Genomic DNA, 25,242 nt, shown 5'->3' with positions numbered 1-25,242 from the left:
CCTTAGTTATTATTCTCTTCTACGTATAGTTTCTTCTCCATATCTAATAGCTAGCCAAGCTGTAAATAATCCTAAGACTAAATGTTCTACTAAATGTACTAGATTAGTACTAGGATGAGTAGATTTTATGTTAGCAATTCCTAATTTAAGGCCTGCTCCGTGAATTAATAACCAAGCTAAAGTAACAGTAATTAAGCCTTTAATTAAGTAATGATCAGTTCCAGTATAGTAGAGAATATAAGTGGTGACTACTCCTAAGATAATAGCTATAGAAAAATCATTAAAGGCTCCAATAATTAATGCTGGTAAGCCATTTACTTCTGTTTTAGGGAAGTAGGTGGAAGCAGCAAGTTGCCAGGTAAGATGTTGAGAGATATTTAATAGATACATTAAATAACCAAGAATATTTTTGATAAGGTTGGCCCCTATTCCAGCAACTGTCCCTAAAAAGATCTTATCTTTTATCTTCATTATATAAATTCTCCTTTCTAGAATACTCTTATATATTATTAGCAGTAGTAAGTATAAATATTTCAGATAAAACGACTAATATTAAAAAAATTGAATCAAAGCTTGAATAAAAATACAACTTTATGTATAATTATTAAAACAAGAGATAACAATTCAGGAGGTTGATATAGATGAAGGCAATCTTGGCTTTAGAGGATGGCCGTTATTTTATTGGTGAATCTTTTGGTGCTAGTGGAGAAGTAACAGGTGAAATAGTATTTAATACTAGTATGACTGGTTATCAGGAGGTAATGACTGATCCTTCCTATAAAGGTCAGTTAGTAACTATGACCTATCCTTTAATTGGGAATTATGGTGTTAATGATGCTGATGAAGAATCAGATGATGTTCAGGTATCTGGTTTTATTGTACGAGAGAACTGTGAGGAGCCAAATAATTGGAAGTTAGAAGGTAAGAGTGAAGATTATTTAGCTCAACAGGATATTATTGGGATTAAAGGAATTGATACAAGAGCTGTAACTAAGCATATTAGAGAAAAAGGAGCTATGCAGGCTATTATCTCTACTGAAGAATCTGATCCTGATGCTTTAGTTCAAAGAGCTAAAAAGAGTAAGATGTCTGCTAATGTAGTTGAGCAAGTAACAACAGATGAAGTTTATACTTTAGAAGCAGAAGAGATTAATTATCACTTAGCAGTATTGGACTTAGGAGTCAAGCAGAGTATTTTAGATTCTTTAGTTGCCCAGGGGTGTAAGGTAACAGTATTACCAGCTCATACTGGTGCAGATATGATTAAGGCTTTAGATATTGATGGATTATTAGTATCTAATGGCCCAGGCGATCCTCAAGATGTACCAGCAGTAATCAACACAGTAGAAGAGCTAATTGGTAATCTTCCTATCTGTGGTATCTGTTTAGGTCATCAAGTATTAGGATTGGCTTTAGGTGGAGATACTTATAAGTTAAAGTTTGGACATCGAGGTAGTAATCAACCAGTAAAGGATTTAGAAACTGGTCGAGTTTATATTACTTCTCAGAATCATGGCTATGCTCTGAAGGAAGAGAGTCTATCAGAGGAGTTAATTATTACACATAGGAATCTAAATGATGATACAGTAGAGGGATTAAAACATAGACATCTTCCTATCTTTTCTGTCCAGTATCATCCAGAAGCAGCACCTGGGCCAATGGACTCTGAGTATATTTTTAAAGACTTTTTAGAAGTTATGAGCCAAGAAGAAGCAGCATAAAAGCAATTGACAATTAACAATGTACAATTAAAGTCAAAGAATAAATGATAATGAATAAAGGGAATTAGGAATCAGTGTGAGAAACAGTCTGGTAGGAATTAAACCTTGTGTTTAATTCCAAAACAGGAAAATAACTATGTATTGATTTCTTACAATAGAAGATAAATATAATGTAGAGATTTGATATATCAAGCCTATTTGATTTGAATTTATTGTTTTAATTGCCAATTTTAAATTGCAAATTAATCACTAGGTTTATGTTTGCTTAGGCTCAAACTAAGACTTAGACTTAATTTTGTTTTGCTTTTTATGCTTTTTAACTGTCAACTGTTCACTGTAAACTGTACACTAAATAACTGGGAGGAGTAGAGTATGGAGAATACAGATATAAATAAAGTATTAGTTATCGGTTCAGGGCCAATTATCATTGGTCAAGCAGCAGAGTTTGATTATTCAGGTACGCAGGCCTGTAAGGCATTACAAGAAGAAGGTATTGAGGTTGTATTGATTAATAGTAATCCAGCAACAATTATGACAGACCAGAATATTGCTGATAAAGTATATGTTGAACCATTAACTTTAGATTTTGTTAAGAAGGTAATTGAACAAGAAGAACCAGATGGAGTACTGCCAACCTTAGGTGGTCAGACAGGACTTAACTTAGCAGTTGAGTTGGCTGAAGATGGCTTTTTAGATGGTAAAGATGTCGAGTTTTTAGGTACACCACTAGATGTAATTCAACAGGCTGAAGATCGAGATCAATTCAAACAACTTATGAAAGAAATTAATGAGCCAATTACAGAAAGTCAAATTGTAGAAGATATTGATGGTGCTCTTGAGTTTGCTCAGAAGAAAGGCTATCCTTTAATTATTCGACCAGCTTATACTATGGGGGGAGCTGGTGGAGGTATTGTCGATAACCAAGAAGAGCTAGAAGAGGTTGTTAGCCGTGGTCTAAAGAATAGTCCTGTCAGCCAGGTCTTATTAGAGCGAAGTATTGCTGGTTGGAAAGAAATTGAGTATGAAGTTTTACGAGATAGTAATAATAACTGTATTATTGTCTGTAATATGGAGAACTTTGATCCAGTAGGAATTCATACAGGAGACAGTATTGTAGTTGCTCCAAGCCAGACTTTACGTGATAAAGAGTATCATATGTTACGTTCAGCCTCGTTAAAGATTATTCGAGCTTTAGGAATTGAAGGCGGTTGTAATATTCAGTTTGCTCTTAACCCAGATAGTATGGAATATTCAGTAATAGAGGTTAATCCTCGAGTTAGTCGGTCTAGTGCCTTAGCATCTAAGGCTACAGGTTACCCAATAGCTAAAGTAGCAGCCAAGATTGCTATGGGATCAACTCTAGACCAGATTGAGAATGCTATAACTGGCGAGACAACAGCCTGCTTTGAACCTGCTCTTGATTATGTTGTCAGTAAGATTCCACGTTGGCCATTTGATAAGTTCTCTAAGGCAGATAGAAATCTAACGACACAGATGAAGGCTACAGGAGAAGTAATGGCTATTGGTCGTAATTTTGAAGAATCATTACTTAAGGCGATTGATTCATTAGATAGTGATATTGATTTAACTAGTGCTGACTTCAGTCACTTATCTAATGCTGAATTAGAAGAAAAGATTAAAGAGCGGACAGATGAACGACTATTCCTATTAGTGGATGCTTTAGATAGAGGAATTACTATTGAAAGAATAGTTGAACTGACAGGAATTGATACCTTCTTCCTTCATAAATTGGCTAATATAGTTGATTTAAAACAGCAGATAGAAGAAGAGGGTAACTTATCTATTGATCTGTTAGAAGAAGCTAAAAGTATGGGAATGGGAGATGAGTATCTAGCTAAGTTAGTAGATAGTACAGCTGAACGAATTAAGATGATGCGCAAGACATTAAATCTAGACCCTGCTTATAAGATGGTAGATACCTGTGCAGCTGAATTTGAAGCGAAGACGCCTTATTATTATTCTACTTATGAATTAGAGGATGAAAGTAAGACTACAGAAGGTAAGAAAGTATTAGTAGTAGGAGCAGGGCCAATTCGAATCGGTCAAGGTATTGAATTTGATTATTGTAGTGTTCACTGTGTGCAAGCACTTAAAGATGCTGGAGTAGAAGCAGTGATTGCTAACAATAATCCAGAGACAGTAAGTACTGACTTTGATACCTCTGATAAGCTTTATTTTGAGCCAATCAATCATGAATATATCATGAATATTGTTGAAAATGAAGATGTAGATGGAGTCATTTTACAGTTTGGTGGACAGACTTCAATTAATTTGGCCCAAGAATTAGAAGATAAAGGAGCTCCAATCTTAGGAACTTCTATGGAGAGTATGGATTTAGCTGAGGATAGGGATAAGTTCTTAAACTTACTACAAGACTTAGGAATTCCTTCTCCTCCTGGTGATAGTGCTACTACAGAGCAGGAAGCCATCAAAGTAGCTGAAGAGCTTGGTTATCCAGTTCTAGTTAGACCTTCTTATGTTCTAGGAGGTCAAGCAATGGAGGTTGTCTATAACCAAGAAGAGTTAGTAGAATATATGGAACGAGCAGTTAAGGTATCACCAGCACATCCAGTCTTAATTGATAAGTATATTCTAGGAAAAGAAGCTGAAGTAGATGCTATTGCAGATGGAGAAACAGTTGTAATTCCTGGTATCATGGAGCATATAGAACGAGCTGGAGTCCACTCTGGAGATAGTATGGCTGTCTATCCAACTCAGACTTTAAGTTCTGAATTAAAGTCTGAGATTGAAGAGTATTCGATTAAATTAGCTAGAGCTCTTGATGCTAAAGGTCTAGTTAATATTCAGTATGTAATTGATGAAGATGGTAAACCATATGTCTTAGAAGTAAATCCACGAGCCAGTAGAACAATACCAATCTTAAGTAAGGTTACTAAAGTACCAATGGTTAAGCTAGCTACTAAAGCTATGTTAGGAGAGAGTTTATCAGATTTAGGTTATGAGACTGGAGTAGTACCAGAATCAGACTTGATTACAGTTAAGTCGCCTGTCTTCTCCTTCTCTAAACTACCAGATGTGGATATCTTCCTTGGCCCAGAGATGAAGTCAACAGGAGAGGTAATGGGTACAGATGAAACCTATCCTAAAGCTCTATATAAGTCTATGTTAGCAGCTGGGTTTGAGATTCCTAAAGAAGGTAAAGTTCTCTTATCAGTAGCAGATAGAGATAAACCTAAGGCAGTTAACTTAGCTAGTCGACTAGATGAATTAGGCTTTAGCTTAACAGCCACTACTAATACGGCCTCTTACTTACAAGAGGAAGGTCTTGAAGTTACAGCAGTAGCTAAAGAAGATACATTAGATTTAGTCAAGAGTGGAGAACTTGATTTAGTCTTAAATACTCCAACACGTGGTAAGGTTCCAGAACGTTTTGGTTTCCAATTACGACGTAATACAGTTGAGTATAATATTCCATGTTTGACTTCTTTGGGTACTATAGAAGCTTTATTACAGATTTTGGATCAGGATATTGAAGACTTTAAGGCTTTAAGTTTAGACCAATACTAAATTACTAAGGTGATATCTCCTATAGGAGATATCACCTTTTTTAATCATTATTTTTAGATACTAATAGGTTTCCAGAAGTATCTAATTCAGCCAGGTTGACTTCATTCTTATAATCAGTAATTCCTTGGTTACTTAACTCTCTTCTTAGCCAGTTCTCATTTAAATTAACATGTTGAAGATTCTTCTCTATAATTACACCATCAATGATTAAAGGGACTGTTAAGCCTTCATATTGTGTACTAATATTTAAGTCACTAGGTTGAACAGGTCTTTTTTGTGATTTAGGAATCACAGATAGTTGGCCCTGAGGTTCTAACATAGCATATTCTACATCAGAAACCTTATCATATCCTTTCTGTCTCAATAAGCCCTTCATTTGGTTTAGACTTAAATCCATTTGTTTTAGAGCAGACATATCAAGTTGGCCATCTTTAACTAATACTGTTGGTTTATGTTCTAGAATGGGAGTTAATTTCTCTACAAGTGTTAATTTACTTGTTAAGACTATTAAGAAAATAAGTAATCCAGTTCCAAATAAGGCTTTAGTAGTAACTTTAGTAACTAATGGTTCTGCAGAAACAGTAGTTAAGACTATAACTCCTGCCATTTCATAGGCAGTCATTTGAGCAATAGCTTTTTTAGAAAGCATTCTGGTGCCAAAATAAGTAAAGAGATAAATTAATATAACTCTAATTGAATAAGAAATAAAATCTATCAACTATATCACTCCTTTAAGGTCCTGGAAAGACATCAGTTATATTCTTAGATATTTCTTTTAAGAGACCTAAATACTCAATAGAATCGTCATCTTTGTGTTTAACTAAAATTTTCAAATGACCTAATGCTCTTTCAAATTCATAAACTTCTGCTGATCCATTACTAATCTGGATTGCTAGTCTATTATCATGCCACTCTTTCTTTAATTTATCAAGCCTTTCATTAGTTAAGTCCCAATCTTCAGCTGTAATAGATTCTTCAATATTACTTAAATTATCAACTAGAAGTTTATCTGGCAAAGACATCTGTAATATGCCCCATAGAACTATAAAAGCAATTATCCAACAGAACATAATAATATAGCGGGTACTTAAACGATCAAACATGCTTTCACCTCCCAAAGATATTACTTATTTTATTCTAATCCATGTTCACCTTCTTTTTCATTCCTTTGTTGTTTTAAAGAAACATAAAGATTACCTGTTGTATCTAAACCTGCATAAAAGACTTTTTTAATATCATTTATTCCTTTGTTTGAAAGTTCTGTAATCAGCCATTTTTCATTTAATTCTGCATCATGTAAATTTTCCTTCATTATTTCTCCATCAATTATAAGATCTTTAGTCAATCCTTTATATGAAGTAGATAAGTTTAAATCTTGTGGAGTAACAGGTTGTTTTTGTGATTTTGGTTCAACTGAGACTTTACCATCAATCTCTACTATAGCAAATTCAACGTCACCTATATCAAAGATATTCTTCTTTCTTAATTGCATCATTAAATCATTAATAGTATAGCGAGTCTTCTTCATATTTTCTTCGATGATTTTTCCATTTCTGATTAGGACTACTGGTTCAGAATTTATATATTTTCTAAACAAGTGACTTTTTAGATGGAGGTAATCAGTTAAAAGAGTTAATAAAGCGATAACTGTTAAAACAATAGCAGCTGATGAACTAGTACTTTTGGCTCCTAAAGCAATATTAGCAGTTATTGTTCCTGCAGTAACTCCAATTGCAAAATCAAAGAATGTCATTTGAGCAATCATTTTTCTGCCTATTATTCTACTTAAAAGAAGTAAAAAAGAATAAGCTAAGAAGGTTTTTATAATTAGCACTATTTAAGCTCCTTTATTTAAGTATAATGTCTAAGTAAGTTAATAATTTCAATATATATTATTGGAATATATAATTTTATTATACTATTTTTATCTGTCACAGATGTTATCTCTCTACATAGAATGGAATAGGGAGGTGATGTTAAATGATTGAATCATTGGCTAACTATAATATTGTTACTCTTGGTTTATTAGCCAGTCTATTTGCTGGTTTAGCTACTGGTGTAGGAGCTTTACCTATCTTTTTTACTCGTAATGTTCCTAAGAAAGTATTAGATATTTCTTTAGGCTTTGCAGCAGGAGTTATGTTGGCTGCTACTTCCTTTAGTTTAATTATTCCTGCTATTGAAAAGGCTGGAGGAGGAACTACAGGGGCTACTATAGCACTCTTTGGTATTTTGGCTGGAGGTGGATTTTTAGATATTGTAGATAAATTCTTTCCCGATACAAACCTATTATCTAATTCCACTGATGAAGAGGCTAATTTAAGAAAGATTTGGTTATTTGCCTTGGCAATTACTATACATAACTTTCCAGAAGGATTAGCTGTTGGAGTTGGCTTTGGAGATGGTGATATTCTTAGTGGCTTAAGTTTGGCTATAGCAATTGGACTACAGAATATACCAGAAGGTTTAGCAGTAGCTATTCCTTTTGTTCGTGAGAAGATGGATATTTGGAAGGCCTTTGGAATAGCTTTAGCTAGTGGATTAGTAGAACCGATTGGTGGTTTGTTAGGTGTTGGCTTAGTACAAATTTCCCGTCCTTTACTACCCTTTGCTTTAGCTTTTTCAGCTGGGGCTATGTTATTTGTAATTAATAATGAGATAATACCTGAGGCCCAAAAAGATGCTACTTCTAATTTATCTACTCATGCTATTTTAGTAGGATTTGTAATTATGATGTTTCTGGATAATGTGTTGGGATAATTCTATATATTCTTAGCCAACTCTAGTAAGACTGTTCTATTTTCCTTAAAATATTTATTTAATTTACTAGCTGGTAAAGGCTCTTGTTTTTCTTCTTTCTCGCCAATTTCTATAGTAAATCCTGGTCTGTTGAACTCTTTAATAAACCAGTCCTTATAGCCAGCTGCTTTCTGGTCACTTTCTGTAGGTTTAACTAGTTCATAACCATTTTGAGCACTAATTCTTTTAGCTAGTTGATAGTCTCTTTTATATTCTTTAGCTTGTTGGTTATAGTACCAGTAAATTACACTACCACTACTATGGAAGGCTACTACTGTAAAGAAATTTTCTTTTTTAGTCAATTTAGCTAAAGCTTTACTCTCTGGTTCACTTAGAGGAGTTGGCCCTTTATAGTGAGCAAAATGGGGTTTATTTTCTGAGTCTAGCTCTTGCCAATGGGCTGGGAATTGTTTGTTTAGGTCAACGCCTCTTCCGTTTGCCTTCCAACGTTTAAAATTAGATTTTTCTTTATTAGCTTGAATATAAAACCCTTTGTTTTTAGGTGTTTTTTTAAGTCCATTGATTGCTATTTCTATACCATCAGGATTGAGCATAGGTATAAAATAGAAAGTAATCTTATTTAATATCTTTGTTAGATTATAATTATTAATTAAGTTTTCTTTCTTTAAGTTTCTTGTGTAGTCTTCTAATAATTTAAGGATTAGTAATGAGGTTAAATTTTCTCGACCATGGACTCCTCCTATTACAGCAATCTTTTTACTACCTGTACCCAATTTTAATAGATAAAGGTTACGATTAGCTATTGATTTACCAATAGAGGTTACTCTTATTGAATCATAACTTTTATTTAACATAGTTATCTGTTTCTTTAGTTGGTTATGATCATAATCAACTGTCTTTTTAACTATTATTTTAGGGGTAGTTATATTTTTTTCTAGTTGATCCTTAGTTTGATTCTCACTTTTTTTAGTCTGTGACTGATTTTGATCCTTATTAATTGTGCATCCTGCTAATGCTATTATTATAATCAATAATATAGGAATAAATCTATTTTTCATCAATATATTTTCACTCCAGTAGTAGTTTTATTAGTATTATACCCTGAAAAGAGAGTAGTATTAAAAGTAAGGTTTGATTATTAAATAAGTTCAGTAAATAAAAAAATAAAGAGGATTTTAATTTTAAGTATATAATTTAAGATATAACTATAGTTAATATTAAAGAGGTGATGATTAGAGTGGGGGAGCAGTCAGAGACACAAAAGAACAAGATAAGTAGGTTAAATTTAAGTCTTATGTTTGGTCTAGGTATAATTTTAATTATGTTAATTAGTAATCCTATTGCTCAGTTTATTATAGGATTTATCCCTGCCCAAGTAGGTGGAGATTATTTAAATCAAGGGATTGAGATTATTATGAATGTAATCTTAATTCAGATTCTATTACACCAGTTAATAATTAAAAGGTTTAGTAGGACTAAAGAGTCATTATCTGGTGAAGAGGAGACTGTTGAAGTTAGAGCTGATGCGACTGAAGGTATGAGTAATAAAGAGATTATCAAAAGTATTGGGCATAAAATTAGTAATCTATTGATTTATGGTCATGAATTATCAGCTTCATCTCAGGAAGGAAATGCAAAAGTAGAAGATACGACTGAAATGATTGAGAATATGACAGCTAGTATTGAGGAGATTTCAGCTAGTACAGAAGAAGTAACTAGTTTTGCTCAAGAAGCGACGGCTAAAACACAATTAGGAAGAGATAATATTGAAGAAACAATTGGTAGTATAGAAGAGATTAACCAAGCAGTAGATGAGACAGTAGATACAATGAAAGAATTAAATCAGAATTCACAAGAAATTGGTGAGATTATAGAATTGATTACTAATATAGCAGATCAAACAAATCTATTAGCTTTAAATGCGGCAATAGAAGCTGCTAGAGCAGGTGAACATGGTCAAGGTTTTGCAGTAGTAGCAGATGAGATTAGAGAATTAGCTGAGGAGACTGCTAATGCTACAGATGATATTATTAATATAGTCCAAGAGACACAGACTAAATCCAATCAGGTCTTAAATTCTTTCCAAAAAGTAGATAGTAGGGCTAAAGAAGGTAAAGAAGTAGCCCAAGAGACAGATCAAGTATTTGCTGAAATAGAACAGACTAGCCAAGAAACAGCTACTATGATTGAACAGACAGCTGCTGCATCTCAAGAGATTGCTGAAAATAGTGAACAATTGATGGAAGATGCAAGGGTTATTTCAGATATTTTTGATGTTGTTTCTAATTCTTCAGATGATTTAGCAGAATTGAGTAATGAAATACATGAATTAGTCAATGAAGCTAATGTTGATTCTGGAGATGGAGCAACTTTAATTCAATGGGATGATAGTTATTTAGTTGGAGTAGAGTTGATTGATGAACAACATAAGGAATTATTTAAAAGGATCAATGATCTGATTAAAGCTAATAAGTTAAATAAAGGAAAAGAAGAGGTTGAAGAGATTATAGAGTTTTTAGCTGATTATACAGTTAAACACTTTAGTGATGAAGAAGAGTTACAGCAAGAATATGGATATCCACACTATGATGCTCATAAAGATCTGCATGAATCTTTTGTACAGGATATAAAAGATTTCAAAGCTGAATTTGAAGATGGTAAAGCGGATACTGCTAGTATGATGAAGTTTAATAAACGGATTACACAATGGTTGATTGATCATGTAAAAGGTATTGACCAGAAGTTAGCAGAGCATATTCAAGAACAGAAACAAAAAATGAATAATTAATTATTAGTTGAAATTAAGCTAGTCTCTATATTAGAGGCTAGCTTTTGTATGTTATAAATATAAATTATAGTTAGATTTATAGTTGAGACCAAAGACAATCATTTATCTATTAGTTAAAATAGAATATAAGTTTAATAAGAAAGGGGATAAAATGAAGAAATTTATTAGAAACCTTTTGGTAGTAGCAGTTGTATCTCTAGTATTGCATGGGGTTTGGGAGTTTGCTCAGTGTGGAATATTTTATACTATGGAGGGTCAAAGCACATTTGAACAGTATCTACTAATGTTTAGTGCTACTAGTGGTGATGTAGGAATAGCAGTTGGACTTTATCTAATTTTAGTTTTTACTACTGGTAATCTTGATTGGTTGATGGAAAAGATGGACCGTAAAGATATAGTAATTAGTATTTTATATTCCTTATTTGTTAGTTTCTATTTTGAGGTACATGCTCTTTATCATAATAGATGGGGTTATAGTGAACAAATGCCTTTATTCCCAGGCACTAATATTGGTTTACTTCCTGTACTGCAATTACTTATTTTATTACCACTTGCCTTTATAATATCTAAGTATATAATAGAGAAATCAAATTAAATAATCTAACAAATTATAAAAGTACCAATTCTATTAAAAGGGGGATTGGTACTTTTTTGATATTATTGATTTATATCTACATTTTATAGGTTATTATATTATTTTTTTTTATGAAATATTATTTATCTATAGAGGAATTAGTAAAAAAATATCTAAATTACATATAAAGGTGATATTAACTGTCTAATAGTGAGGTGATGAATATAGTACTCAAGTCTAAATTTATTCAACCTAAATGTAAAGATGAAATTTGGATTAAGCAAGATTTATGGTACAAATATGACAGAATTAATGATTATGATTTAATAGTTATTAAAGGAAGGGTAGGAATAGGAAAAACAACTAGCTTATCACATTTTTTAAAGGAAAATTATGAAGGTAATATTTATTGGTATAGTATTAAGGATAAAAATAAAGACAAGATTAAATTCTGGTGGAGCATAATTGAATCTTTTAGATTTGAAAATTTAGAATTCAAAGAAGCAACTGCTGATTTGATTTCTAAGTTAACTACAGGGCAACTGAAAATAAAAAAAGTTATAAATAGACTGATTGATATTTTAGAGTCTAAAGCAAAGAAAGATACTATATTGGTTATTGATAATTTTCAGTTGATTAATACTAACCAATCTATTTTGCATACTTTGAGTTATTTTATTGAGCATATTCCTAAAAATATCCACTTAGTAATTAGTGGCAGATCAAACGTTGATCTGCCTAAATTATCTTATTGGAAGATAAAAAAGAAGGCAATGTTAGTTCAAGATAAAGACTTTTTATTGAATCAAGGGCAGATTGAGACTATATTTTTAGCTCAGTATCAAATCAATATTTCTCCATCAGAAATAGAAGAGATATATGAGATTAGTCAAGGCTGGATGTTAGTTATAGACTTGATTGCCACTAAGATGCAGTCAGGTAGTAGCTTAGAAGATATAATTAGTAATAAAGAAAATTTCAGGTTATTATTTAAATACTTAAAAGCAGAATTTTTAGATGTGTTGGCTTCAGATAGACCTAACTTAAAAGAAGTTTTACTTAAAACATCTTTATTAAAGGTTATTAAGGTAGATATTTGTGACAAATTATTAGAAACTAATAATTGTAAGCAGTTATTAGAAGAGCTTGTAGATAGGACTGGTTTAATCAAGAAGAATAATGGTAGTTATAAATATCATCCTATTTTACATAGATGTTTACAAAAAGAGGCTAAGCAGGTGTATGAATTTAATCAAGTTTATGATGATTTAAAAAAAATATGTTATCAGTTTAATTCCTTTGAGCAGTTAGTTTATTACAATATAAATAATAATAAAGAGGATAAGATTATAGAGTTAGTTTTAGAGCAGGGAGAGCATTGGATAAGAAATAGAAAATATGATTTAATTGCTGATTGTCTATCTCATTTATCTGATAAAAGTTTTCTTAATTATCCTAGATTACTTATTTATCAAGGTGATTTATATTTTTCTCAGTTAAAGGTTCATTCGGCTTTGGAGAGTTATCGACAGGCAGAAGATTTGCTAACTAGAAGAGAAGAATTGATCAATTTATGGTTAAGGATGGCTAAACTCCATGCGTGGGCCAACTCTAATCAATTATTTATTTACCTTAGAAAAATAATTGATTATAAAGAACAACTTTCTCTAGAAGATAGGAAAGAATTATCCTACTTAAAGGTTATTGCAAAGATTATTAAAGGTGAGCTAAAGAAAACAAATTCTTTATTAGAAAGTTACCAATTCAAAGATAGTATTTACTATGAATTAAAGGCTAATTTATGTTTTATGCAAGGCGATTTTACAGAGGCTCACAATTTCTTAGAGAAAATATCTAATAACCAGTTGACTGATTATTTACTATATAATACTATCTTATTACCTATTCATATTAATCTGTTTACTGGGAATATCTATCAAGCACAACAGTATATTTGGGATAGATTAGATGTAAATATTTCATTAATTAAATCCTTTGCTAAATATTATCTCTTACAGACAAAAGAATTATTACAGATAGGAGATTTAGATAAATATAAAATAGAATATAAGAAACTTTTGGATCAGATTAATGATTGCCCTTTTGCAGCTTCTTTATATAGAATGGAACTATTAACTGTATTAACTTTCTCTTCTGCTTTTGTTGGAGACTGTAAAACAGGAATTAACTATGCTAAGCAGGGATTAGAATATATTAAAAAGAGAAAGGATAATTTATATAAGGCCGTCTTCAAAAAAGGATTAGGGCTTAATTATTGTTATAGTGGTCAGGGACAGAAAGGTGTCAGGTTGTTACATCAGGCAAGGGATATATTTTATAATATGAATAATAAATTGGATTTAGTGACTACTGATCTGTTATTATCTTTAGTTCAGTATAATCAGGGACAGATGACAGAATTTAAGTATCACATTAAATTAACTTTAGAATTAGCTCAAGAGAATAATTATGATTATTTATTCTTAAATCCAACAATACCTGGTGTTAGAGATCCTAATACAATTATACCACTATTAACTACAGCACAAAAATTGGGGATTAAAGAAGATTATATAGAGCAGTTACTAGACAAGATAGAGGTTGATAGAGTAGATAGACATCCTGGTTACTCATTAAAGATTACAGCTTTAGGAGAATTTAAAATTTATCGAGGACAAGAAGAAGTTGGCCCTCAAGAGTGGAAACGAAGAAAGGCTAAAGAGTTATTTAAAATATTGTTAGTCAAAAAAGGGGAGTTTATATCTAGAGATAAAATATGTCGACTATTATGGCCCAATAAGGAGCTAAAAATAGCTAAGCGAAATTTTTATGTAGCTTTGAGTAGACTGAATAAAGTTTTAGAACCTAATAGATCTAAAGGTGATGATACTTTCTTTATTATTAATGATAATTCGTCATATAGATTAAATGATTCTATTACTTGCTTTTATGATGTTGAAGTCTTTGAAGAGCTAATTGAAATAGGAAAGGATACTAACAATGAGTCAATTAAGATTAATTATTATAAACAGGCTCTTAAGCTTTATCAAGGTCAATTTTTAGAGCAGAATTTATATGATAGATGGACAGCAAGAGAACGGGAAAGATTAGATAAGTTATTTTTAGATGCTGCGTCTAAATTGGTAGAGTATTACTATCAGAATGAAGAGTATAAAGTATTAATTGAATTAGCTGATCAGATTTTGAAGATAGACAATTATTTTGAAGAAGCTTATCTTTACAAATTGAAGGCTTATATTCAATTAGGGAGGCGTGATTTGGCAATTAAGACTTACTTAGAATGTGAGAATACTTTAAAGCAAGATCTAGATATTCAACCTAACTCTGATTTAAAAGAATATTATTACGCAATGACTATTTAAGAGTATCTTTATAAGGATACTCTTTTTTTAATGCTGGTTTAAATAAGTAAAATTTGAAATATATACAAAGTATGATATAATTAGTAATAATAACTAATACTAATTATTAAATATAGTAATATGAGAATGAAAAGTTGGAGGTATCTATAATGAGAAATAAAAAGTATAGCCCCCCAAAGTCATATAATGATTCATTGAATAAGCCAAACTTATTAAAGAAATATAAACAGGCTAAAGATGTTTCTTTAACAATAATTCAGGCTAAATTAGGTTCAGGAAAAAGTATCAGTATAGCTGATTTTCTAAAGAATAGTTATGAAGATAATTTTTATTGGTATAATGTAGATAAGGAATCATTTGACCAGCAGAGTTTTTGGTTTGAATTTATAGAAACTTATAAAGATGATATAGATTTTGATAGTTCTTTAGTAACTTCTTTAAGAAAAGGAAAGATAGAGATAAAAGAATTTATCAATCAATTAATTAATTCCTTAATTAGTAACTTTAGAACAGATACTTTTTTAGTTGTGGATAACTTTAATCTGTTAATGCAAAATAAAGATTTATTAGCTTCAATTACTTATTTTATAGATAGTTTGCCAGATTTCTTACATATGATAGTTATAAGTCGATCCAAAGTTAATTTACCTAAATTATCTTATTTGAAATTAAAAGAGAAAATATTATTAGTTGAAGATAAGGATTTCATTTTTCAGCCAGAAGAAATAAAATATTTTTTAAAGCATGAGTATGATGTGACTATCTCTTTACTTCAAGCTAAGAAGATATTTGATATAAGTGAAGGGTGGATATTAGCTCTTGATGTTATCGGCGAGTCATTACAATCAGGAAATAATTTAGATGATATCTTGGCCAATAAAAATCAAGAATTTGCAGGAGTATTTGACTATTTACGTTATGATTTATTAGAAGAAATAATTGAAAAGAAACTACTTTTGAAAGAGTTTTTATTTAAAACTTCAGTACTTAGAGAATTAAAAGTTGATATCTGTAATCAGTTATTGGATATTGGTAATAGTGAAGAAATATTGGACTATTTAAATAAAAGAGTTGGATTCATCTATAAAATAGATGATGATAGATATAAATATCATAAATTATTTAATGAACTATTAAAATATGAAGCTAGGAAAGTATATGATTTAGAGCTATTACATCAGCAGGCAGAGGATATATATAAGGAGGATAGTTTATGGGAAGAATTCATCTATCATAACCTAAAGATGAATAAAGAAGAAAAAATAATTAAATTGATTATTAATAATTATGATAAGTTAATAGAAGAAGGTAGATGTGACCTTTTAAAACATACTTTAAAAAAATTATCAGATAAAGCTTTTAGAGCTTACCCAATGTTATTTATCTGTCAAGGGGATATATATTGTTACTCAGAAGAATTCTCTTCTGGTCTTGAAAGTTATTTAGAGGCTAAAAAATATTTTCCAGATGATAGTAAAGGCTACATTAAGGCCTTAATTAAAATTACTGAGCTTTATTTTTTCTTAAATTCAACAGAAGGATTGAAGTATTTTAATCAGTTAAGAGAATATAGTGCTATATTTTCTCCAAGTCAAAGACGAAAAATAAAGAAATTAAATATTATTGCTAAGTTTATGCAAGGGAAAATAGTAAAGGCTCAGCTATTATTAAGAAGATTAGAAGATAAAGATGATCTTTATTATGAATTAAAAGCTATTATATTATTTATTAAAGGTGAATTTGAAACTAGTAAAAGATGTATAGAACAAGTGACATCAAATAAAGATAGAATATTTGATTATTGGATGGTGTATACTCTCTTTTTACCTTTATATATTAAATTATTTACTGGACAAGTTTATAAGTGTCAAGACTATGTATGGCATAATTTTTTAGATATGAGTAGTGATTTGAAAAGTCTAGCTGAATATTATTTGTTAGGAATTCAAAAGTTTCTTAAAGTTAATAAATATAGCTATCAGGATAAATATGAAGGGTTATTAAATGTTATTTCTGGTTCATCTTTTGAATTGAATTGGTTTAGATTACAGTTATTAATTCATATTGCTGTTTGGGAAGCTTTTTATGGTAATCCAAAACAAGGGATAGAATATGGCAAAAGAGGATTAGAATATGTTAAGAACTCTCAAAATGAGTTTTATAGAGGTAACTTGCTTATAGGTTTAGGAATTAATTATTATAGTTTAGATAAATTAGATAAAGCTTATCAAAGCTTGCAACAGGCTAAGAAGATATTTTCTAAATTTAATAATCAAATATATTTGTTTTATATATTGTTGTGGTTAGTTAGAGTCAGTTATAAAGATAAAACTGATAATAAATTTGAAGAATATATGAGAGAGTTACTTGAATTAACTAAGAATAACTCCTATGATAATTTATTTTTACAACCAGGAGGTATATTAGGAACTAAAGATTCTGGTAAATTAATTCCTTTGCTATTTGCAGCTAGAGAAAGAGGGATTGAAGTTGATTATATCAATAAATTATTAAATAAGATGAATCTTAGAGAGAGAAATAGACATCCAGGATATTCATTGAGAATTAGTGCTTTAGGGGAGTTAGAGGTTTCTCGAGGTCAAGAGAAGATTACTTCAGATGAATGGAAACGAAAAAAGGCTAAGGATCTATTTAAGTTATTATTAGTAAACCAAGGTCAATTAATTTCTAGAGAAAAAATATGTTATTTATTATGGCCAGATAAAGATAAGAAAGCAGCTGAAAGGAATTTTTCAGTAACTTTGAGTTTTTTAAATAAAGTTTTGGAGCCAAATAGAAAAAGAGGACAGACTCCATTCTTTATTTTTAAAAGGGTCCATTCATATCGGCTAAATAGTCAAGGTGTTTATTATTATGATGCTAATCACTTTAGAAAAATGATTAGTAATGGAAAGAAAGCTGATAAAAAAGCAGTTAAAATAAATTATTATCAGCAGGCTTTTGATTTATACCAAGATGGTTTTTTAACCAATGATTTAGATAAAGAGTGGATTCAAGAAGAATATAGCAGGTTAGAGTTGTTATTTTTAGAAATAGCAGATGAATTATTAAAGCATTATTATCAACAACAGAATTATAAAATTGGTTTAGAAGTAGCAGATAAAATTTTAAAAGTTAATAAATGTTATGAATCAGCTTACTTTTATAAGATGAAGATATATTTTCAATTAAATAGACGAGAGTATGCTATTAAAGTTTATCATAAATGTAAGGAAACATTAAAACAAAAGTTAAGTTTGACTCCTAATAGTAGTATAAAACAGTATTATAGATCTATAACTTCTTAGAAGAAGGGTTAACTTGGCCTTTCTTCTATTTTTATAATATACATTAATATTCTGTCGAAAGATGTAAATTAGACAAAAAGATTCAAATTAATTGTAATTATTTTGTTTTGTAACAGTATTGTAAGTGATTTGTTGTCAATTAGAAATAGATATATGTTAGAATTTGAGTGACAGATAATAAAGGACAAGTTATTTATTACCTTTTTTAAGAAGAGAGGAGATGATTATCATGTTGAATAAAGATAAAGTTCTAGAAAGTAATATAGATGAATTAAAGGAAGACATGGTAAAGTTGGTCCTAAAGAAGGGAAGTTTACTTGATGAAGAAGTGCAGCAGTTGAGTAGGTTATTAGATAGAGAGATAGTAAAGTTTTATGAAAGTACTTATGTTTGCGAGTAATTATACTTTAGCTATTTATAATTAAATTAAGGCTAGGGGGCCAGTATATGTTCTCATCTATCAGAGAAAAGTTATCTATTAAACAGAAGATAACTGTTAGAGCTAAGTTATTAATTATGATTCTGATTCCTTTTTTAGTAGCAGTAGCTTGGATGGTTGATAATAGTCAAGACTTAGTAGTTGATAATATTTCATCTTATGTAGAAGATAATGGCTTAAATCAGGTTAATAATGATTCTAAGATGATTAATAATTGGTTAGAGGCTAAAAGAAATGAATTACAAGTTATAGCAAGATCATTGAAGTTAAAAGAAGGTTGGAGTAGTAGTGATAGTTTGGTCTGGCAACAGGTCAGGAGAGCAAATCAACTATCAGGAGATAGTTTTACTAGCTTAATGTTGGTTAATAAGAATGGACAAGCCTGGCTAAGTAAAGCTAATAAAAAATATGATTTTAGTGACGAACCGGAATTTAAAAAGATCAAAGATAAGTCGAAGATGGTAGTTACTGATCCTTTTTATTCAGAATTAAGTAAGAAGTATATGGTGCTTATGGCTTTACCAGTAAAGGATGGAAATAATCAAGTAATAGGTTATCTAGCAGGTAATATATTATTAGATAAAATAAATAAGCTAGTTCATAGTTTTAAAATGGGTTAGACTGGTTATGGTTACTTAATTGATCATGAAGGGGACATATTTGCTCATCCTAGCCAAGATATGGCCTTGAATATGTTGGGAACAGAAGAGAAAGAATCTAATGCTCAGATAAAAGAGGTAGCTAATAAGATGATAGCTGGTCAGACTGGTGTAGGAAGATATAGTCTAGATGGAATTGATAAATATGTCTTTTATACTCCAGTAGAAGGAACTAGGTGGTCTTTAGCTTTGACAGTTCCTACTAAAGAATTGATTACAATAGCTGATAGAATAATCCAGAAGTCTATAGTTGGCTATTTAATTCTAATAGGAATTGTCTTCTTAGTTGTCTTTTTGGTAACTCAACCTCTATCTAAAATGATAAAGCAGATTAATCAAGTTCTATCTAAAGTAGAAGAAGGTGATTTAACTGAAAGAGTTGATGCATCAGGTTTTGATGAATTAAGTAGAATGGCTATTAATTTAGATAAGACAACTGACTCCTTGAGTAGAGTGATTCGTCAGATAAAGGAATCGTCTTTAAATATAGCGACTGCCTCTGATGAAATAGCTGATAGTAATGAAAGGCTATCTGAAAGGACAGGGAATAATGCATCTTCTTTAGAAGAAATATCAGCTACTGTAGAAGAGTTAGGAGCTTCTATGGAAGAGATAGCAGAAAATACTGACCAAGTTAATCAGTTGTCAGAAGAGAATCTAAAGAAGGTAGAAGAAGGAGTCAGAGTAGTAAATCAGACTATTGATCTAATGTCAGAAATGTCAGAATATAGCGAAAATATTTCAAATATTATATTTACAGTAAATGAGATTGCTGCTCAGACTGACTTATTAGCTCTAAATGCATCAGTAGAGGCTGCTAGAGCTGGTGAAAAAGGTCAAGGCTTTGCTGTAGTGGCAGAAGAGATAAGAGAATTGGCTAAAAGGACTTCTAACTCTGCCAATGAAATAGAAAAATTAATTACTAATATTATTGATAAGATAGAGAATAGCAATGAATTAGTGAATAGAACAGGGAATATATTCAGCAATGTAGTTAAAAATAGTAGGCTAGTTGATAACTCTATTACAGATATTTCAGATTCAACTGAAAATCAATCAGCAGCTTTAGAGCAGATAAGTGAATCATTGGAAGAACTGAATATAAGTGCTCAAGATAATTCAGATATGGTTGAGCAAGTAACTGGATTAAGTGAAGATTTACATGAAGAAGCTATAGAAATGACCAATCTAGTTAAACAGTTTAAGGTTAAAGATAAAAAGAAAGAGAGTAACAAAAATTTAGTAAGAAAATTATTAGAAGAATTACAAGAGAAAGATAAAATTGATCCAAATGATTTTGATATTAACTTAGAGGAGTTAAATGTATAAGTTTAAGGCAAAGGCTAGAGAGGAGATAGAGAGGTGATTAAAGATAAAGAAGTAATTGTAGAGGCAAAAGATATTAACTCTGCTATTTACAAAGGCTTACAATTACTACAAGTTAAACGAGAACAAGTTGATGTGGAGGTTTTATTTGCAGGTAAAAAAGGATTTTTAGGATTGTGGAGTAAGCAAGCTAGAGTAAAATTGATAAAAAATAAAAAATCTGAAAAAGATAATAAAACTATTAGTTCTAAAGTAGAGAAGTTAACTACTAGAAGTCAAAGAGATTTGATTGAAATAGAAGATAATAGAATCCGATTAAAGGATATTGTTGATAACAAATATCCTATCTTAGGTAGTGAAACAGGGATAGATTTATATATTGAAGATAAGCTAGTAGAAGAATCAGTTATTTTAGCAGAAGATAAAGAAGTTAAGTTTGAGGTTAAAGAAGAAGAACCAATTAGTGAAATTAAAGTTAGAGTAACAGAAGATAAATTAAAAGCTTACTTGGAAGTCGTCTTAGAACCAGGGAGAAAGTTTAGACCTAAAATTGTTCCAACCTCTAAACACGCTATAGACTTTATGATAGTTGCTAAAGAAGTAGAGAAAATAAGTCCAGAGCCTTTCACATTAGCAGATATAGCTGACAAATTAGAGGATTTAGGTATTAGCTATGGGCTATTAAATCATAATTTAGAGCAAGCTATAGAAAAACCTAATCAAGAATTTATAGTTGCTCAAGGTGATGAACCTGTTAAGAGTATAGATGGTTGGATTGAATATCAGTTTGGAGATAATGATAATAAAATATTAGGAGAAGATAGAGTAGATTATTTTACAGTCAATCAAGTCGATTCTGTACAAAGAGGAGAAGTCCTTGCTCTTAAGCATGAGTCTACTAACGGCCAAGCAGGAATTAATATATTTGGAGAAGAGATTGAAGTTGATAAACCAGATGAAGTAGAGTGGAATTTAGGTGATGGAGTAACAGTAATTGGAAATAAAGCAGTAGCTGATAGAGGTGGTAGGCCAGTAGTAAAAGGTAACAAGTTATCTGTCTTTCCAGTTTATCAAATAGAAGGTAACTTAGATATGTCAGTAGGAAATGTTAATTTTGATGGAGATGTAATTATTAAAAAAGATGTCTGTGATAACTTTGAGGTTAAGGCTAGAGGAAAAATAAAGGTATATGGTAATGTTAACCAGGCTTATTTAGAAGCAGTAGATGAAGTGGATATTAAAGGTAATGTAATAGCAAGTGAAATAGTGGCTGGTAAGTTATCTAACTATTATAAACAGTATTCCCAACTTTTAAGTGAACTAGGAGATTTGCTAAAAAATTTAGAAAAGGCAGTACGACAACTAATCAATGATGATAATATTGATCTAGCAGAAATAGAAGAGAAAGGTTATAATCAGGCTATACAAGTCTTAATTATATCTAAGTATAACCGATTACCTAAAGTAATATCTGATTTTTATGATTTGAATAATGAGATTGCAGAGGAAGATATATTAGAGGACCTTATTAGATTAAGAGATAAAATAGAGAGTTATTTTACTGAAAACTGTATCTGTAATATTGAGAGATTATCTACTTTATCTAGTTTAAATGAAGACATAACTGAAGTAATTAATTTATTGCAAGAGATTAATCTATCTCAACCTCATATTAAGACAAAATATATTCAAAATAGTAAATTGACTTCTAGTGGAGATATTTTGGTTTCAGGCAAAGGTAGCTATAACTCTAAATTGATTGCAGGAGGTAAGGTAGAAATTAATGGACAACCTGGTTTCTTTAGAGGAGGTTATATTAAAGCAGAAGATGATATAATTGTTAAAGAAATAGGAGGGCCCGGAGTTAGTGGAGTAGAGTTATCTGTTCCTGCTGATAAAAGGATTATATCAGATAAAGTTTATATTAATACCTTATTTGCTATAGGTAAAGGTCATTATAAATTTCAGAAAGACTGGAGTGATATCTCGGCTTATTTAGATGAAAAAGGTAAGATTAAACTTCAAGGTGGTGGTAAACCTTAGAAGTTGTTTCTTATAACTAAGTAGTCTCCCCTTTTTCATAAATAAATGTATATTGTTTGGCCTTGAATAGAAATATTCAGGGCCAACTATAAAAAGCTTTCAACAAGGAGGTAAGAGTATGGATTTGAATTTGGTTATTGGTGGAGAGGCAGGTCAAGGATTAAAGACAATAGAGCATATCCTAAGTAAGAGTCTTTTTAGATTAGGTTTTCATATTTACTCTAGTAAAGATTATATGTCTCGGGTTCGAGGTGGACATAATTTTATGAGTATTAGAATCAGTGATCAAGAGGTTTTTGGCCCAGCTGAGAGAGAAGATATCCTCATTGCATTAAATGAAGAGACAATTGAACGTCATAAGGATAAAGTAGATGCTAATGGATTTATTCTTTATGATGGAGAGGTAGATATTAAGGAGAAAGAAATGTTATCTATTCCAGCTAAGAAGATAGCTAGGAAAGTGGGTAACTCAAAGACCGCTAATACAGTTTTTGTAGGAGCAGTATTTAAGTTATTAGGTTTGCAATTAGAGATAGTTAAGGAAGTTATTGAAGAGCAATTTGCTGATAAAGAAGAAGTACAGGAAGTCAACTTACAGGCTTTAGAAAAAGGTTATCAAGCAGTTGATAGTAAGTTTGAGTTAATTGCTCCTTCTAATCAGAAAGAGAGGGTTCTAATTAATGGAAACCAAGCAGTTGGTTTAGGAGCAGTTACTGCTGGAGTGCAGTTTTATTCTGCTTATCCAATGACCCCCTCTACTGGAGTTATGAATTATATAGCCAGTAAAGAGAATCAGTTAGGTATTGCTGTAGAGCAGGCTGAAGATGAACTAGCTGCTATTATGATGGCTTTAGGGGCTTCTTATAGTGGTGTTAGAACAATGACTGGTACCTCTGGTGGAGGATTTTCTTTAATGAATGAGTCATTAGGTTTTGCTGGAATTGCTGAACTTCCATTGGTGATTGCTGAAGTGCAACGTCCAGGGCCAGCTACTGGCTTGCCAACTAGAACTGAACAAGGAGACTTATCTTTTGTTGTTAATGCTTCGCAAGGTGATTTTCCATTAATGGTTATAGCCCCACGAGATGTTGAAGATGCCTTTTATCAGACTTTTAGAGCCTTTAATTTAGCAGAGAAGTATCAATTACCAGTAGTTGTTTTAACTGATCAGTTTTTGGCTGATTCTAGTAAAGATATAACTGAATTTGATTTTGAATCCTTAAAGATTGAATCTGGTTTTATTTCTGATAAGGAAGCTCAAAATATAACAGATTATAAGAGATATGAATTTACTGCTAATGGTATTTCACCAATGGCTTATCCAGGCCAGATACCAGATGAAGTTGTTGTAGTTGATAGTGATGAACATGATGAGAAAGGTCATATTATTGAAAAGGCTCAAACTAGAACTCAGATGGTCGATAAACGGGCCAAAAAGTTAGATAACTTAGCTGCTGAAGATCTAAAAGAACCTGAGTATATAGGAGAAGATGAGGTTGATTATTTACTAATCTGTTGGGGATCAACTTTTGGCCCGTTAATGGAGGCTAAAGAGTTATTAGATAAGGATGGATACCAAGTAGGTATCTTATCTTTTAGTGATGTTTGGCCTCTACCAGCTGCTAGATTAGAAGATTTAGTTACAGGTAGTCAAGAGCTGGTAGTAGTAGAAGGTAACTCTACTGGTCAGTTTGCTAGATTGATTCAAGGAGAAACTAATATTTCTATTGATCATAAGTTATTAAAGTATGATGGTCGACCATTTACTGGTCAAGAGATCTACCGACGAATTAGAAAAGAGGTGGCTAAGAATGCTTAATTTAGATATTTATGAAGGTGATAGAGAGACTGCTTGGTGTCCTGGTTGTGGAGATATTCCTTTGCGTCAGGTTCTAATAGAAACTTTAGTTGAATTAGATTTAAAGCCATCAGAAGTTACTATGTTTACTGGTATAGGGCAAGCTGCTAAGATGCCTCATTATCTTAAAATTAATGGTTTTAATGGGTTACATGGACGGGCCTTACCACCAGCTATTGGAATGAGAATTGCTAATACTGAAATGAAAGTTATTGTTGAATCTGGAGATGGTGATACTTATGGAGAAGGTGGTAACCATATCCTACATAATATTAGACGTAATCCTGATATTACCCACTTAGTTCACGATAATCAGATCTATGGTTTGACCAAAGGACAAGCATCTCCTACTACTGGTCATGAAATTAAAAGTGGAGTTCAGCCTAATGGTATTACAGCTCGCCCTTTTAATCCTATTAAGTTTGCTGTAGCTATGGAGGCTAGCTTTGTAGCACGAAGTTTTGTAGGTGATCAAAAACATCTCAAAGAAACAATTAAGGCAGCTATGAATCATCGTGGTTATGCATTAGTAGATATTTTACAACCTTGTGTTTCCTTCAATAAAGTCAATACTTATGCTTGGTATAGTCAACGAGTCTATTCTTTAGATGATGAATATGACCCTACTGACTATGAAGCTGCACTAAAGAAATCAGAAGAATGGGGGGATGAGATTCCAATTGGAGTTATTTATAAAGGTGAAAAGCCTATTTTTAGAGATCATCATCCTCAATTAGATAGAGAAGCTTTAACTGAAAAAGAGCATAATCCAGAAGAATTAACTCATTTGTTACAAGAGTTTAAATAAAACTAACTGATATGGATATTATAAGT

18 protein-coding genes are annotated in these 25,242 nt (G+C 31.2%); 13 read left to right on the top strand and 5 right to left on the bottom strand.

Translation table 11 applies throughout. The annotated features are described in order from the left end of the window. Positions 1 to 9: 9 nt before the first annotated feature. Positions 10 to 471 carry a hypothetical protein gene (locus ACYQ39_RS03395; protein WP_459840469.1) on the bottom strand — a complete coding sequence of 154 codons (462 nt, stop codon included), beginning with the start codon at positions 469 to 471 and terminating at the stop codon, positions 10 to 12. Between the two features lie 170 nt (positions 472 to 641). Between ACYQ39_RS03395 and carA the strand changes: the two genes are divergently transcribed. Together carA and carB are read left to right on the top strand one after the other, a co-directional pair. Beyond that, positions 642 to 1,721: a glutamine-hydrolyzing carbamoyl-phosphate synthase small subunit gene (gene carA, locus ACYQ39_RS03390; protein WP_459840468.1), complete on the top strand. Its 1,080-nt coding sequence runs from the start codon at positions 642 to 644 to the stop codon at positions 1,719 to 1,721. Between the two features lie 372 nt (positions 1,722 to 2,093). Next, positions 2,094 to 5,270: a carbamoyl-phosphate synthase large subunit gene (gene carB, locus ACYQ39_RS03385; protein ID WP_459840467.1), complete on the top strand. Its 3,177-nt coding sequence runs from the start codon at positions 2,094 to 2,096 to the stop codon at positions 5,268 to 5,270. 40 nt (positions 5,271 to 5,310) lie between these two features. On the opposite strand, the gene ACYQ39_RS03380 is transcribed toward carB, so the two are convergent. From ACYQ39_RS03380 to ACYQ39_RS03370, 3 genes are read right to left on the bottom strand one after another with little or no spacing between them, the layout of a single operon-like run. Further along, positions 5,311 to 5,988: a DUF421 domain-containing protein gene (locus tag ACYQ39_RS03380; RefSeq protein WP_459840466.1), complete on the bottom strand. Its 678-nt coding sequence runs from the start codon at positions 5,986 to 5,988 to the stop codon at positions 5,311 to 5,313. Between the two features lie 13 nt (positions 5,989 to 6,001). Continuing rightward, the gene (locus ACYQ39_RS03375; protein ID WP_459840465.1) at positions 6,002 to 6,373 is read right to left on the bottom strand and encodes a DUF4363 family protein; all 372 of its coding nucleotides are present in this window, start codon (positions 6,371 to 6,373) and stop codon (positions 6,002 to 6,004) included. Between the two features lie 29 nt (positions 6,374 to 6,402). Next, a complete protein-coding gene (locus ACYQ39_RS03370) occupies positions 6,403 to 7,104 on the bottom strand; it encodes a DUF421 domain-containing protein (protein ID WP_459840464.1) in 702 nt (233 codons plus the stop codon). Between the two features lie 146 nt (positions 7,105 to 7,250). On the opposite strand from ACYQ39_RS03370, the gene ACYQ39_RS03365 reads away from it, so the two are divergent. After that, positions 7,251 to 8,030, top strand: a complete 780-nt coding sequence (locus ACYQ39_RS03365) for a ZIP family metal transporter (protein ID WP_459840463.1) — start codon at positions 7,251 to 7,253, stop codon at positions 8,028 to 8,030. A 2-nt stretch (positions 8,031 to 8,032) separates the two neighbouring features. Here the strand turns inward: ACYQ39_RS03365 and ACYQ39_RS03360 are convergent, their stop codons facing one another. Continuing rightward, complete coding sequence (locus ACYQ39_RS03360; protein ID WP_459840462.1) at positions 8,033 to 9,088, bottom strand: M14 family zinc carboxypeptidase; 1,056 nt, start codon at positions 9,086 to 9,088, stop codon at positions 8,033 to 8,035. Between the two features lie 179 nt (positions 9,089 to 9,267). Here ACYQ39_RS03360 and ACYQ39_RS03355 point away from each other — a divergent pair, with 179 nt between their 5' ends. The 10 genes from ACYQ39_RS03355 to ACYQ39_RS03310 all read left to right on the top strand — a co-directional run bounded on the left by ACYQ39_RS03355 (position 9,268) and on the right by ACYQ39_RS03310 (position 25,216). Then, positions 9,268 to 10,818: a bacteriohemerythrin gene (locus ACYQ39_RS03355; protein ID WP_459840461.1), complete on the top strand. Its 1,551-nt coding sequence runs from the start codon at positions 9,268 to 9,270 to the stop codon at positions 10,816 to 10,818. Positions 10,819 to 10,969: 151 nt separating this feature from the next. Next, positions 10,970 to 11,413, top strand: a complete 444-nt coding sequence (locus ACYQ39_RS03350; RefSeq protein WP_459840460.1) for a hypothetical protein — start codon at positions 10,970 to 10,972, stop codon at positions 11,411 to 11,413. A 197-nt stretch (positions 11,414 to 11,610) separates the two neighbouring features. Further along, positions 11,611 to 14,775, top strand: coding sequence for an AfsR/SARP family transcriptional regulator (locus ACYQ39_RS03345; protein WP_459840459.1), 3,165 nt, complete (start codon positions 11,611 to 11,613; stop codon positions 14,773 to 14,775). Between the two features lie 149 nt (positions 14,776 to 14,924). Continuing rightward, positions 14,925 to 18,083, top strand: a complete 3,159-nt coding sequence (locus ACYQ39_RS03340) for an AfsR/SARP family transcriptional regulator (protein ID WP_459840458.1) — start codon at positions 14,925 to 14,927, stop codon at positions 18,081 to 18,083. A gap of 229 nt (positions 18,084 to 18,312) precedes the next feature. Then, positions 18,313 to 18,483, top strand: a complete 171-nt coding sequence (locus tag ACYQ39_RS03335) for a Spo0E family sporulation regulatory protein-aspartic acid phosphatase (protein WP_459840457.1) — start codon at positions 18,313 to 18,315, stop codon at positions 18,481 to 18,483. A gap of 47 nt (positions 18,484 to 18,530) precedes the next feature. Then, positions 18,531 to 19,142, top strand: a complete 612-nt coding sequence (locus tag ACYQ39_RS03330; RefSeq protein WP_459840456.1) for a cache domain-containing protein — start codon at positions 18,531 to 18,533, stop codon at positions 19,140 to 19,142. Between the two features lie 60 nt (positions 19,143 to 19,202). Beyond that, positions 19,203 to 20,510 (top strand): methyl-accepting chemotaxis protein, encoded by a 1,308-nt coding sequence (locus ACYQ39_RS03325; RefSeq protein WP_459840455.1) that lies wholly within the window; start codon positions 19,203 to 19,205, stop codon positions 20,508 to 20,510. 33 nt (positions 20,511 to 20,543) lie between these two features. Then, positions 20,544 to 22,550 (top strand): flagellar assembly protein A, encoded by a 2,007-nt coding sequence (locus tag ACYQ39_RS03320; RefSeq protein WP_459840454.1) that lies wholly within the window; start codon positions 20,544 to 20,546, stop codon positions 22,548 to 22,550. A 118-nt stretch (positions 22,551 to 22,668) separates the two neighbouring features. After that, positions 22,669 to 24,369, top strand: coding sequence for a 2-oxoacid:acceptor oxidoreductase subunit alpha (locus tag ACYQ39_RS03315; RefSeq protein ID WP_459840453.1), 1,701 nt, complete (start codon positions 22,669 to 22,671; stop codon positions 24,367 to 24,369). After that, positions 24,362 to 25,216 (top strand): thiamine pyrophosphate-dependent enzyme, encoded by an 855-nt coding sequence (locus ACYQ39_RS03310; protein WP_459840452.1) that lies wholly within the window; start codon positions 24,362 to 24,364, stop codon positions 25,214 to 25,216. The genes ACYQ39_RS03315 and ACYQ39_RS03310 overlap by 8 nt, the downstream gene beginning before the upstream one ends. The last annotated feature ends 26 nt before the right edge of the window (positions 25,217 to 25,242 follow it).

The sequence above is a fragment of the Halanaerocella petrolearia genome, from assembly GCF_054657875.1.
Note: the sequence above shows the minus strand (reverse complement) of the source record. Positions and strands in the feature narration are given on the sequence as shown.